Source organism: Candidatus Pelagibacter bacterium nBUS_28, from assembly GCF_051200915.1.
Lineage (GTDB): Bacteria > Pseudomonadota > Alphaproteobacteria > Pelagibacterales > Pelagibacteraceae > Pelagibacter.
In genome coordinates this window covers 1,360,264-1,371,859 of sequence record NZ_CP172844.1, presented here as the reverse complement: position 1 = coordinate 1,371,859, position 11,596 = coordinate 1,360,264, and the positions used below count along the sequence as shown (strand labels likewise).

Below are 11,596 nucleotides of genomic sequence, written 5' to 3'. Positions count from 1 at the left end.
TTAAGCTTAAAAAATATTATACTAACATTAATAATGAGTAAATTTATTAAAATTATTTTTTTGGTAATATTAAATTTTTCTTTATTACTTTCATTTTCTACAAAAGCTTCAGAAAAAATTAAAATCGGTTTAATGGTTCCTTTAACTGGTTCAAATAAAGAACTAGGGCAATCAATCATTAAAGCTGTCAGATTGGCAGTGAAAGATATTAATAACAATTCAATAGAAATTATTCCTAAAGATACAGCTTCTAAGTCAAATAAAGCACTTAAATCTGCATTCGAATTAAAACAAATGGGAGTAAAGGTTGTTATTGGTCCAGTTTTCTATGAAAGCATATCTTATTTGGATGAAATCAAAGATATAACTTTCTTGTCATTAACAAACAAAACACTGGATCTTCCAAAAAATGTTATTTCTGCAGGAATAAATTCAACTTCTCAATTTAATACCATAAAAAAATTTATAGAAACAAACAATATAAAGAGAACAATATTTTTAACACCTATTCAGAATTATGAATTCGAAGTCAAAAAAGGAATTAAAGAATCAAGAATTAAAATATTTAAAGATTATGACTATAGTACAGAACCTACAAAATTAACTAAACAGATTGAAAAAATTACTAATTATCAGATAAGAAAACAAAATTTAAAAGATGAAATTTTAAGATTAAAAAAATCAAATCAATCAAACAAAGAAAAGAAAATTAAAAAACTTGAACAGAGATATACTTTAGGTGGTTTAAATTTTGATGCAGTCGTGATTGCAGATTTTGATGAAAGTTTAAAAAGTGTATCCACATCACTTTTATATACGGATGTTTCTCCTAGAAATAAGTATTTTATTACATTAAACCAGTGGTTTAATAAAAGTTTATTAAATGAAATAAATATTCAGCCTTTATATTACCCATCTATAAATCAAAATAATTTTGAAAATTATAAAGAAAAATTTTTTAAAGAATTTAATGAATATCCTTCACACTTATCGTTATTAAGCTATGACCTTGTGGGTCTTGTATATTATTTATCAATAAAAACTAATCTTTCTAATTTAAATAAAGTTTTTAAAAAGAAAAATTCTTTTAAAGGAAAGATTGGTATTTTTGATATCAAAAATAACAAGATTAATCATCGTTTAAACTTTTATAAAATTGAAGATAAAAAAATTATAGAAATTTTTTAATTTTCTTAAATGCAATAAAACGATGATCTATTTTATATTTTTGTAAAGAGCTCATTTCACCAAAAGTTTTTTTTTTATTTTTAGGAATAAAAATTGGATCATAGCCAAAACCATTTTTTCCTTTTGGTTTTATTGAAATATACCCCTCAACTTTACCTAAAACAGATGATATTTTTTTATCTAAATAACAAATTGATAATGCGCAAATAAATCTAGCTTTAATTTTTTTATATTTCCAATTTATGTCTTTTTTTGACAATTCTTTGTACACTCTATTTATGGCTTTTTTAAAATCTCCTTTTTTTCCACCCCATCTAGCTGAATAAATTCCTGGATTTTTATCTAAAATGTCTATCTCAAGCCCTGAATCATCAGCCAGACAAATTAATCTGGTTTTTTTTGAGAAGTATTTGGATTTTATTATTGAATTTTCCTCGAATGTCAGTCCATCTTCTTTGGGACTCTTTAGTTTGAATTCAGATGTTGAGTAGGTTTTGATGTATTTTGGCAATAAATCTTTAATTTCCTTATATTTTCCCTTGTTATTAGTGCCTATAAGCAATTTTGAGATTTTTTTCATTAATACCTAGCAATTCTCAGATTTCTTACCATATATGCTGTCATGGAAAAAGAGGAAAACCCAACTCAAGAAAATACTACAGCTAAAACTTCAAGTGAGGAAATTGAGGCTGACAAACAATCAGAGGATAAGCAAGAAGAGATCAAAGGTACAGAAGAAAAAATAGAACTATCCCCTGAAGAAAAAATAAAAGAATTAGAAGATAAATTAGCAAGAACTTTTGCTGAAATGGAAAACCAAAGAAGAAGGTTTGAAAAAGAAAAAGAGGATGCATTTGATTATGGTGGATTTGCATTTGCAAAAGAGGCTTTGAATTTAATTGATAACCTTGCAAGATCTAAATTAATTTTAGAAAGTGATGAAGCTCTTAAAGATTCGGAAGCATTAAAAAAAACTTTGGAACATTTTGATATTATTAATAAAGATTTAATCTCTATTTTTACAAAAAACAATATTAGACCAATAGATTGTCTTAATAAAAAATTAGATCCAAATTTGCATCAAGCAATGATGGAGATTGAAGATGATCAAAAAGAGCCTGGAACTATCGTTCAAGAAGTACAAAAAGGTTTTATGATAAAAGACAGGTTGCTAAGACCATCTTTAGTTGGTGTATCTAAAAAGACAGAAAATAAAGATGATAAAAATGAGGAAAATAAGGAGAATTTAAACAAATAATTACATTTGTTGAACTTGTAGAATTAAAATTAACACATATATGAAAGAGAGTATTTAAATTATGAGCAAAATTATTGGAATAGATCTTGGTACAACAAACTCATGTGTATCAATCATGGAAGGAAGCCAACCTAAAGTATTAGAAAATGCTGAGGGTGCAAGAACAACTCCTTCAGTTGTAGCCTTTACAGATGATGGAGAAAAACTAGTTGGTCAACCCGCGAAAAGACAAGCGGTAACAAATCCTGAAAATACAATTTTTGCTGTTAAAAGACTTATTGGAAGAAATTTTGAAGACCCAACAGTAAAAAAAGATATAACTGCAGCTCCTTTTAAAATAGTTAACTCTGAAAAAGGTGATGCTTGGATTGAAGCAAAGGATGAAAAGTACTCACCTTCACAAATATCTGCTTTCATTCTTCAAAAAATGAAAGAGACGGCTGAGAAATACTTGGGTCAAGAAGTAACTAAGGCGGTAATAACAGTTCCTGCATATTTTAACGATGCACAAAGACAAGCAACAAAAGATGCTGGCAAAATTGCAGGCTTGGAAGTTTTAAGAATTATTAACGAACCTACAGCAGCATCACTTGCATATGGGTTAGATAAAAAACAAAATAAGAAAATTGCAGTATATGATTTAGGTGGAGGAACATTTGATGTTTCTATTCTTGAATTAGGAGATGGTGTATTTGAAGTTAAATCTACAAATGGAGACACTTTTTTAGGTGGTGAAGACTTTGATAACACAATCGTTGATTACTTAATTGCAGAGTTTAAAAAAGATAATGGAATTGATCTAACATCAGACAAGCTTGCACTTCAAAGGTTAAAAGAAGCAGCTGAAAAAGCCAAAATTGAATTATCTTCAGCAGAACAAACTGATATCAATTTACCATTCATAACTGCTGACAAAACAGGTCCAAAACATATTAACTTAAAAATGACTAGAGCTAAACTTGAGGCTCTTGTCGAAGATTTAATAGCTAGAACGCTACCACCTTGCAAAACAGCATTAGGAGATGCCGGCATATCAGCAAGTGACATTGATGAGATTGTTATGGTTGGTGGAATGACTAGAATGCCAAAAGTTCTAGCAGAAGTTAAAAACTTTTTTGGAAAAGATCCAAATAAAAGTGTTAATCCAGATGAAGTTGTTGCTATGGGTGCTGCAATTCAGGCTGGTGTGCTTCAGGGTGATGTAAAAGATGTGCTTCTTTTAGATGTTACACCTTTATCTCTAGGTATCGAGACACTAGGTGGTGTATCAACTAAGCTAATTGAGAAAAATACAACAATACCAACAAAAAAGAGCCAAGTATTTTCTACAGCAGAAGACAATCAGCCCGCAGTTTCTATTAGAGTGCTTCAGGGTGAAAGGGAAATGGCGACTGACAATAAGATGTTGGGAAACTTTGAGTTAGTTGGTATCGCTCCAGCGCCAAGAGGAGTTCCTCAAATTGAAGTTACTTTTGATATTGATGCTAACGGTATAGTTAGTGTTTCAGCAAAAGATAAAGGAACTGGTAAAGAGCAAAAAATTCAAATCCAAGCTTCAGGTGGACTAAGTGATGAAGAAATTGAAAAAATGGTTAAAGACGCAGAAGCTAATAAGGAAGAAGATAAAAAGAAAAGAGAGTCTGTAGATACCAGAAATCAAGCTGACACTTTAATTCATTCAACCGAAAAGAACCTTAAAGAACATGGATCTAAAATCACAGATGCTGAAAAGAAGGTAATTGAAGATGCATCATCCAGTTTAAAGGAAGCTCTTAAAGGAACTGATAATGAAGATATTAAGAAAAAAACAGAAACTTTAGTTCAAGCTTCAATGAAATTAGGTGAAGCTATCTATAAATCTCAGGACAAAAAACCAAGTTCATCTGGTGATGGTGATAAAAATGATGAAGGGAAAAAAGACGATAATGTAGTTGATGCAGATTTTGAAGAAGTAAAAGAAGAGAACAAGGAAGAAAATAAAGAAGAAGACAAAGAAAAAAGCGCTTAAGACAATCAACAACTATCATCTTAAAGTAACTTATGGCTAAAAGAGACTTTTATGACGTCTTGGGTGTTGGCAAAAATGCAAGCCCTGAAGAATTAAAATCAGCCTATAGAAAACTCGCTGTAAAACATCATCCAGATAAAAACCCGGGTGATAAGGCTGCTGAAGATAAATTTAAAGAAGCCAGTGAAGCTTATGGCATTCTCTCAGATAAAGAAAAAAAACAAAATTATGATAACTTTGGTCATGCTGCTTTTGAAGGTGGTGGAGGAAGACAAAGTGGTGGTTTTGGTGGTTTTGGTGGGGCAGATTTTTCAGATATTTTTGAGGATTTTTTTGGGGATTTTGGAGGTGGAGGAAGATCTAGAAACACTAGAAACTCTAACAATAGAGGCTCGGACTTAAGATACGATTTATCAATTTCTCTTGAAGAAGCTTATCAAGGCAAAAAACAAGATATCAAATTTTCAACTACTGAAAAATGTAATACCTGCAAAGGAAATGGCTCTAAACCTGGTCATTCGCCAGATAGATGTACCTATTGCGGTGGAAATGGAAAAATAAGATCTAATCAAGGATTTTTTACTGTTCAACAAACCTGCCCTCAGTGTAATGGTAATGGAGAAGAAATCACAAACCCTTGTAGCGACTGTAATGGTCAAGGTAAAAAACAAGCTTCAAAAAAAATATCTGTAACGATACCAAAAGGGGTAGATGATGGAACAAGAATAAGATTAGCAGGCAAAGGAGAAGCTGGTAGCAAGGGTGGAGCAACAGGTGACTTATATCTGTTTATAAATGTTAATTCACATGATTTATTTAAAAGATCAGATGAAAATTTGTTTTTTGAATTTCCTATATCAATAGCTGATGCTGCATTAGGCACAACAATTGAAATTCCAACAATTGATGGAGGTAAAGCAAAAATTAAAATACCTGACGGAACTCAAAGTGGAAAACAATTTAGATTAAAAGGTAAAGGAATGCCCTTCATGAGAAGAGGTGATTTTGGAGACTTGTATGTACAAGTTAATACAGAGGTTCCTATATTTTTAAATAAACAACAGAAAGAGTTGCTAGAAAAATTTAGAGAAATCGAGAACGAAAAATCCAATCCAAGTATTAGAAAATTCTTTCAAAAAGCTAAGAGTTTTTGGAAAAACTAAAAGACTAATTAATTAAAAAAGGTTAATATTTTCATAATGAAAAAAATTAATTTATCAATTTCAGGCTGCATGGGAAGAATGGGTCAGCAACTGATTGTATCTTCTAAAAAAAATAAGGATTTCAAATTAGTTACACTTACAGAAAATAGACTAGTAAATAAAAAGTTTAACGGAATTACACCAGAATTAAATTCTGAAAAGGCATTTAAAAAAACTGATGTAATTATTGATTTTACTGTTCCCGAGTGCACCTTAGAAATATTAACACTAGCATCTAAACTTAAAAAAAAAGTCGTTATTGGTACAACTGGTTTTAGTAGAAGCCAAGAAAATCAAATTAAGAAATACTCAAAAAAAATACCCATTTTAAAAGCTGGTAATATGAGTTTAGGGGTAAATTTATTAATGTATTTAACTGAAATAACATCAAAATCATTGAATGATAAATACTTAAGTAAAATATTTGAGGTGCACCACAAGCACAAAAAAGACTATCCATCAGGTACAGCGTTAATGCTAGGAAAAGGAATTGCACATGGAAAAAATAAGAATTTATATAATTTAATTGGTAAGAAATTTTTAAATAAAAATTCTTTTCCTTATGGGAAAAAAATTAATTTTAATTCCATTAGAAAGAATGAGGTTATTGGGGAACATGAAGTAAAATTCTCAAATAGAAAGGAGATAATTACCCTAAACCATGAAGCTTTTGATAGAACATTATACTCTGATGGGGCGTTAACAGCTTCTAAATGGTTAATGAAAAAAAGACCAGGATTATATTCTATGAGAGATTTGCTTAATTTTTCATAATGAATGAAAAACAAAAAGTAAAAATTATAATTAAAACTTTAAATAAAATTTATCCAGAAACACCGGTTCCTTTAAAAAGTAAAAATATTTTTACTCTATTAATTTCTGTACTTCTTTCAGCTCAATGCACTGATGTAAATGTTAACAACGTAACCAAAAATATATATCCAAAATACTTTAAACCATATCACTTTGTAAAATTAGGAAGAAAAAGAATAGAAAAATTGATAAAAAAAATTGGTATTTTTAGAGTTAAAGCTAAAAGTATTTATTTAATGTCAAAACAAATTATAGAAAAACATAATGGAAAAGTTCCTAAAACCTTTGAGGAACTAGAAAAACTACCAGGTGTGGGCCATAAAACAGCTAGTGTGGTGGTGTCACAGGGCTTTGGATATCCAGCTTTTGCAGTTGATACTCATATTCATAGACTTGCACAAAGATGGGGATTAACAAATGGAAAAAATGTAATTCAAACTGAAAAAGATTTAAAACGAATGTTTCCAAAAAAAACTTGGTCTAAACTTCATTTACAAATAATTTTTTATGGTAGAGAATATTGTAAGGCAAGAGACTGTTATGGTTTAAAATGTAAAATATGCACTACTTGCTACCCAAATAGAAAAAAACCTGTTATTACCAAAAAAACATAATATGAAAATTTTAGGAATAGGAAATGCAATAGTCGATGTTATTTGCAAAGTAAATGACGGTTTTATTGAAGAGAATAATCTTACAAAAAGTACGATGAAACTATTTTTTGATGAAAACGAATTCAAAAATTTATTAAGAAGTCTCAAAATTGAAAAAACTGTTTCTGGAGGGTCTGTTGCAAATTCCATAGTTGGATTGTCTCAACTTGGTGACCAGGTAGGATTTATTGGAAAAGTTTCTGATGACAACTTTGGTGGCAAATACGAAGAAGGTCTAAAAAAGGAAAATGTAGAATATTTTTACTCAAAAAAGAAGGAAGAATTACCAACAGGTACTTGTTTAATATTGGTTACTCCAGACTCTGAAAGAACAATGTGTACATTTCTAGGAACAGCAGGAAAAATTAATGAAAATGATGTCAGCTCTGATGCAATTAAAAAAAGTGAAATGATATTTTTAGAAGGTTACTTGTGGGACGAAGGAGAACCAAAAAAAGCATTTGAAAAAGCTATTAATAATGCAAACAAAGTAGCTATGTCGCTCTCTGATCAATTTTGTGTAGATAGACATAAACTTAATTTTTTAAATTTAGTTAAAAATAAACTGGATATAACTTTTGCTAATGAACAAGAAATTACCTCATTAATTGAAGCAAAAAATTTTAGTGAAGTTATCGACTTTTCGAAACAACTTAATAAGTTAATAGTTATTACTAGAGGTGAAAAAGGTGCGGTTGCAGTTCGTGGTGAAAAAATTTTTGAAATTGACGTACAAAAAAATCTTAAAATTTTAGACCTTACAGGTGCTGGCGATCTATTCGCCGCTGGATTTCTTCACGGGTACATTAATCAATTATCAACAAAAGAATGTTTGGAAAAAGGTAATGAAATGTCTTCAAAAGTAATACAGCAGATTGGTGCAAGACTGTAAGTTTAGCTTTTTTTTCTTTTAAAACTTCCCTTTCCCTTTTTGGGCTTAACTATTTTTGGCTTATACTTTTTGGTAAACAAATCTTTAACAAATGGGTTTTTTTTATTTGATTTGATAGCCATTTTTTTTACTAACAATGAATTGATTATCATTAAAAGTATTTAAAATTTTTTTTCTTAATCGATAAATATGAGTCTCAACAGTATGGGTTTCTATGTCAGATTGATAACTCCATACCTTTTGTTGTAATTCATCGATACTTACTGGATTGTTTGATTTAGATAAGTAAGTAATTGTATTAATCTCTTTTTCAGTCAATTTAAGCTTGGTATTATTTATTAGCATTTCTCTTGAATTTAGATCAATAATATAATTATTTATTTTCACTTTAGACTGGCTGTTAAAATGTATTTTTAAAAATTCAATATTTATCTTTTCAATTAATTTTTGAATATCAATTGGTGCATTAACTAAAATAAATTGATTGCCAATATCTGAATATTTTTTATTTGATATAATTAAATGATTATTTAGATTTTTTACTTTTTCTTTTAAGGAATTTTCACTATCTATAAAAGCAATCTTAAAATTTAAATCTAAACTGAGTTCTTCAAGAATATGATATAATGTATTAAACTTATATATTATTAAATTTTGAGTGGTCACAAATTAGAGAATATGACAATTTTAATGAAAAATAAATACACACTTCAAATAGATGAATTTAAATTTAGGTGTTCTATTGGGAAAAAAGGGTTAATAAAGAGTAAAAAAGAAGGTGACCAAAAAACACCCAAAGGTACATTTAAAATTGAAAACCTTTATTTTAGGAAAGATCGTAAAACTAAACCATCAACCTTACTAAAATGTGTTGAAATCAAAAGTAATATGGGTTGGTGCGATGATGCTCGCTTTCCAAAAAAATATAATAAACTCATCAAAATTGAAAAAGAAATCAGACATGAAAAATTAAGAAGAAAAGACAGTAAATATGATTTTCTAATACCAATCAAATACAACTTTAAAAAACCCGTCACTGGTTTAGGAAGTTGTATTTTTATACACCTAACTAAAGATTATAGACCCACAGCTGGATGTATTGCCTTGAAGGAAAAAGATTTTTTAATTATGGTTAAGTTAATCAAAAAAAATTCTAAAATAAAAATTTTTTAGGACCTCTGACCAAAGATACTAGATCCGACTCTAACATATGTTGCTAAATGTTTGGCAGCTAATAGATAATCTGAGGACATACCCATACTTAATTCAAAGAGATCAAGAGTTTTTTTTAATTTATTCATCTCTTTAAAGTAGATTTCTGGATCAATATTTATTGGGGGAATACACATTAAACCTATTAAATCTAAACCAATGTATTTACAGTAAGAAACCAGATAGCTAACATCTTTTTTATTAACACCTGTTTTTTGATTTTCATCACCAATATTAACCTGTAAAAATATTTTGATTTTTTTATTTATCTTATTTTGTTCATCTGCAATTTTTTTTGCAAGTTTCTCACTATCTACTGAATGGATGTAATCAAATATTTTAACAGCAAATTTAACTTTATTTGTTTGTAATTTACCAATCATATGTAATTTTACTTTTGAATTTATCTCTTTGATTTCTGTCCATTTTTCAATCGCTTCTTGAACTTTATTTTCACCATAATCCACATGGCCATATTCTATAAGGGGTGAAATTTGATTAATCTTAAAAGTCTTTGATACCGCAATAATTTTAGGACATTTAACAATATTTAATTTATTAAGAAAAACCTTAATATTATTTTTAGTGTCTATTAAATTTTTAACAGTATTATGCATATAAATGTGATGAGTAAATATTACTTTATTAATAAATTTGATACAAATAATATCGATAAACAAGATAAACAAACCACTATAATTTATCGAAACTACTCATCAAGTCCAGTAGACCAAGTACTCATTTTAAAAATAAAAAGTTATTGTAAAAAAAAATCAATTAAGTTTTACTTATCAAATGATATTAAATTGGCAATCAAGCTAGATTTAGATGGGGCTTACATTCCTGCCTTCAATAAAAGTTTAAAACACTTAGCATACTCTTATAAGAAAAAATTCAAAATTATTGGATCAGCACACAATCTTAAAGAAATAAAAATAAAGGAAATTCAAAATGTAAAAAAAATATTGTTATCCTCTTTGTTTAAAAAAAATAAAAATTTTTTAGGAATAAATAAATTTAAATTAATTTCTAAAATAACTAAAAAAAAAGTTGTTGTACTTGGTGGAATTTCTACCAAGAATATAAAAAAACTATCTTTGCTGAATCAATCAGACTTTGCTGGAATATCTTATTTCGAATAAAAAAAAGGCCCCTGAAAAGGGGCCCTTTTAATATAATTTGTATCTAAATTAAATTAGAATGCAAATGATACACTTAAACCAGCGTAATCTTCATCACCAGCAACTGCTGTTGAGTAAGTTCCATTTTTCATTTCTGACATATTTCCAGAAATAGTCATACCACCTGTAGTGTATGAAGCTGAAAGTCTAGTATACTCAGCATCTTGATCACTAGCTGTTCCGCTTTTGATCGTTTCTTCTGCGTAACTTACAGACATAGCATCAGATACAGTATACGACAGTTTGAAAGCTGAAGCATCTTGATCAGCTGTGTTCGTAGAACTGTCATGTTCATGATCTGAGTAAGCTACAGTAAATGAACCAATAGCATAACTTGCTTTGATTGATGTAGTATCAGAGTTTGAAGCTGAACCTGAAGCTGAGTCATTTGAACCTGAACCGTAACTAACTGTTAAACCTTCAACACCAGTATACGTTAAAGAGTAAGCAGTATCAGACTCATCATTTGTACCTGCTGGTTGGTAAGAAGCAGATACAGCTAAACCATCAACCATTGAAGGTAATGTGTAAGTAAAGTTTGTTCCACCATTAGACTCTTTTAATTTAGAGTTAGCACCTTGTCTTCCATCCCATAAATCCCAGATGTTTCCAGCTGCAGTGTCTCCTACTGCATTTTGTGCAGAGTCTCCACCTTCACCGTTGTAAGTAAGTGATCCAAAAGAATCAGAGCTTACAGTTACTGAGTGCGAGTCAAACGGTGCTCCAGCTAATACAGTTGTACTTGCTGCAGATGAGTCATCACCTTGGTCTAGTACAAAAGATAAAGACACAGTTAAACCATTGTCTAATTCACCTGAACCAGAAAATGTAAGCTGGTTACCCATTGAGAATGATTTAGTACCATCTGAACCAAGTGTTGTATCATTCTTACCTAGATCACCTGCACCGTAGTTTTCCCAGTTAATTCCTGCTGAACCAGCCACTGTCATTTCACCAGCGAATACTGATGTAGAAACAAGTGAAGCTGCTAACGCAGTTAAACCTATTTTTTTTAAGTTTTTCATAGTTTTCCTTTGTTTGTTGTTATTGTTATTATTAATAATAAACATCGAATGTTTATCAATTTAGCTCAAATTTTTTATAAAAATGACGAATTTTAATTAAAAATTATTATAAGTGTTGCATTTTTGCACCACTATAAAATGGCTAAATACTTATACTTTTAGTA

Annotated in this window: 13 protein-coding genes; 9 read left to right on the top strand and 4 right to left on the bottom strand. The window is 29.4% G+C overall.

What is annotated here, in order from left to right; genetic code table 11:
* Window positions 1-33: 33 nt before the first annotated feature.
* A complete protein-coding gene (locus ACIJYC_RS07320) occupies window positions 34-1,188 on the top strand; it encodes an ABC transporter substrate-binding protein (RefSeq protein ID WP_435166239.1) in 1,155 nt (384 codons plus the stop codon).
* Here the strand turns inward: ACIJYC_RS07320 and rdgB are convergent.
* Window positions 1,172-1,768 (bottom strand): RdgB/HAM1 family non-canonical purine NTP pyrophosphatase, encoded by a 597-nt coding sequence (rdgB, locus tag ACIJYC_RS07315; RefSeq protein ID WP_435166236.1) that lies wholly within the window; start codon window positions 1,766-1,768, stop codon window positions 1,172-1,174. The two genes, ACIJYC_RS07320 and rdgB, sit on opposite strands and share 17 nt — an antisense overlap.
* Window positions 1,769-1,810: 42 nt before the next feature.
* On the opposite strand from rdgB, the gene ACIJYC_RS07310 reads away from it, so the two are divergent.
* The 6 genes from ACIJYC_RS07310 (at window position 1,811) to ACIJYC_RS07285 (ending at window position 8,014) form a co-directional block, all read left to right on the top strand.
* The gene (locus tag ACIJYC_RS07310) at window positions 1,811-2,446 is read left to right on the top strand and encodes a nucleotide exchange factor GrpE (RefSeq protein ID WP_435166233.1); all 636 of its coding nucleotides are present in this window, start codon (window positions 1,811-1,813) and stop codon (window positions 2,444-2,446) included.
* A gap of 61 nt (window positions 2,447-2,507) precedes the next feature.
* Window positions 2,508-4,454, top strand: a complete 1,947-nt coding sequence (dnaK, locus tag ACIJYC_RS07305) for a molecular chaperone DnaK (RefSeq protein ID WP_435166231.1) — start codon at window positions 2,508-2,510, stop codon at window positions 4,452-4,454.
* Between the two features lie 32 nt (window positions 4,455-4,486).
* A complete protein-coding gene (dnaJ, locus tag ACIJYC_RS07300) occupies window positions 4,487-5,617 on the top strand; it encodes a molecular chaperone DnaJ (RefSeq protein ID WP_435166229.1) in 1,131 nt (376 codons plus the stop codon).
* A 36-nt stretch (window positions 5,618-5,653) separates the two neighbouring features.
* Window positions 5,654-6,430, top strand: coding sequence for a 4-hydroxy-tetrahydrodipicolinate reductase (dapB, locus tag ACIJYC_RS07295; RefSeq protein ID WP_435166227.1), 777 nt, complete (start codon window positions 5,654-5,656; stop codon window positions 6,428-6,430).
* Window positions 6,430-7,083 carry an endonuclease III gene (nth, locus tag ACIJYC_RS07290; RefSeq protein ID WP_435166224.1) on the top strand — a complete coding sequence of 218 codons (654 nt, stop codon included), beginning with the start codon at window positions 6,430-6,432 and terminating at the stop codon, window positions 7,081-7,083. Before dapB ends, nth begins: the two co-directional genes overlap by 1 nt.
* A gap of 1 nt (window position 7,084) precedes the next feature.
* Window positions 7,085-8,014: an adenosine kinase gene (locus ACIJYC_RS07285; RefSeq protein ID WP_435166221.1), complete on the top strand. Its 930-nt coding sequence runs from the start codon at window positions 7,085-7,087 to the stop codon at window positions 8,012-8,014.
* A 102-nt stretch (window positions 8,015-8,116) separates the two neighbouring features.
* On the opposite strand, the gene ACIJYC_RS07280 is transcribed toward ACIJYC_RS07285, so the two are convergent.
* Window positions 8,117-8,680 carry a winged helix-turn-helix domain-containing protein gene (locus tag ACIJYC_RS07280; protein WP_435166219.1) on the bottom strand — a complete coding sequence of 188 codons (564 nt, stop codon included), beginning with the start codon at window positions 8,678-8,680 and terminating at the stop codon, window positions 8,117-8,119.
* Window positions 8,681-8,704: 24 nt separating this feature from the next.
* On the opposite strand from ACIJYC_RS07280, the gene ACIJYC_RS07275 reads away from it, so the two are divergent.
* Entirely contained in the window at window positions 8,705-9,187 is a 483-nt protein-coding gene (locus ACIJYC_RS07275; RefSeq protein ID WP_435166216.1) for a L,D-transpeptidase family protein, read from the top strand.
* On the opposite strand, the gene ACIJYC_RS07270 is transcribed toward ACIJYC_RS07275, so the two are convergent.
* Window positions 9,184-9,843: a YggS family pyridoxal phosphate-dependent enzyme gene (locus tag ACIJYC_RS07270; RefSeq protein ID WP_435166213.1), complete on the bottom strand. Its 660-nt coding sequence runs from the start codon at window positions 9,841-9,843 to the stop codon at window positions 9,184-9,186. The two genes, ACIJYC_RS07275 and ACIJYC_RS07270, sit on opposite strands and share 4 nt — an antisense overlap.
* Window positions 9,844-9,852: 9 nt before the next feature.
* On the opposite strand from ACIJYC_RS07270, the gene ACIJYC_RS07265 reads away from it, so the two are divergent.
* Window positions 9,853-10,368, top strand: a complete 516-nt coding sequence (locus tag ACIJYC_RS07265; protein WP_435166210.1) for a thiamine phosphate synthase — start codon at window positions 9,853-9,855, stop codon at window positions 10,366-10,368.
* Between the two features lie 53 nt (window positions 10,369-10,421).
* Here ACIJYC_RS07265 and ACIJYC_RS07260 read toward each other — a convergent pair whose 3' ends face one another.
* Window positions 10,422-11,432, bottom strand: a complete 1,011-nt coding sequence (locus ACIJYC_RS07260) for a porin (RefSeq protein ID WP_435166207.1) — start codon at window positions 11,430-11,432, stop codon at window positions 10,422-10,424.
* Window positions 11,433-11,596 lie beyond the last annotated feature (164 nt).

What these genes read in the sequence shown, in the direction of transcription:
- ACIJYC_RS07320 (WP_435166239.1), top strand. Translation starts at nt 34, where the DNA reads ATGAGTAAATTTATTAAAATTATTTTTTTGGTAATATTAAATTTTTCT.
- rdgB (WP_435166236.1), bottom strand. Translation starts at nt 1,768, where the DNA reads ATGAAAAAAATCTCAAAATTGCTTATAGGCACTAATAACAAGGGAAAA.
- dapB (WP_435166227.1), top strand. Translation starts at nt 5,654, where the DNA reads ATGAAAAAAATTAATTTATCAATTTCAGGCTGCATGGGAAGAATGGGT.
- ACIJYC_RS07265 (WP_435166210.1), top strand. Translation starts at nt 9,853, where the DNA reads ATGAGTAAATATTACTTTATTAATAAATTTGATACAAATAATATCGAT.
- dnaJ (WP_435166229.1), top strand. Translation starts at nt 4,487, where the DNA reads ATGGCTAAAAGAGACTTTTATGACGTCTTGGGTGTTGGCAAAAATGCA.
- ACIJYC_RS07285 (WP_435166221.1), top strand. Translation starts at nt 7,085, where the DNA reads ATGAAAATTTTAGGAATAGGAAATGCAATAGTCGATGTTATTTGCAAA.
- nth (WP_435166224.1), top strand. Translation starts at nt 6,430, where the DNA reads ATGAATGAAAAACAAAAAGTAAAAATTATAATTAAAACTTTAAATAAA.
- ACIJYC_RS07275 (WP_435166216.1), top strand. Translation starts at nt 8,705, where the DNA reads ATGAAAAATAAATACACACTTCAAATAGATGAATTTAAATTTAGGTGT.
- dnaK (WP_435166231.1), top strand. Translation starts at nt 2,508, where the DNA reads ATGAGCAAAATTATTGGAATAGATCTTGGTACAACAAACTCATGTGTA.
- ACIJYC_RS07310 (WP_435166233.1), top strand. Translation starts at nt 1,811, where the DNA reads ATGGAAAAAGAGGAAAACCCAACTCAAGAAAATACTACAGCTAAAACT.
- ACIJYC_RS07270 (WP_435166213.1), bottom strand. Translation starts at nt 9,843, where the DNA reads ATGCATAATACTGTTAAAAATTTAATAGACACTAAAAATAATATTAAG.
- ACIJYC_RS07260 (WP_435166207.1), bottom strand. Translation starts at nt 11,432, where the DNA reads ATGAAAAACTTAAAAAAAATAGGTTTAACTGCGTTAGCAGCTTCACTT.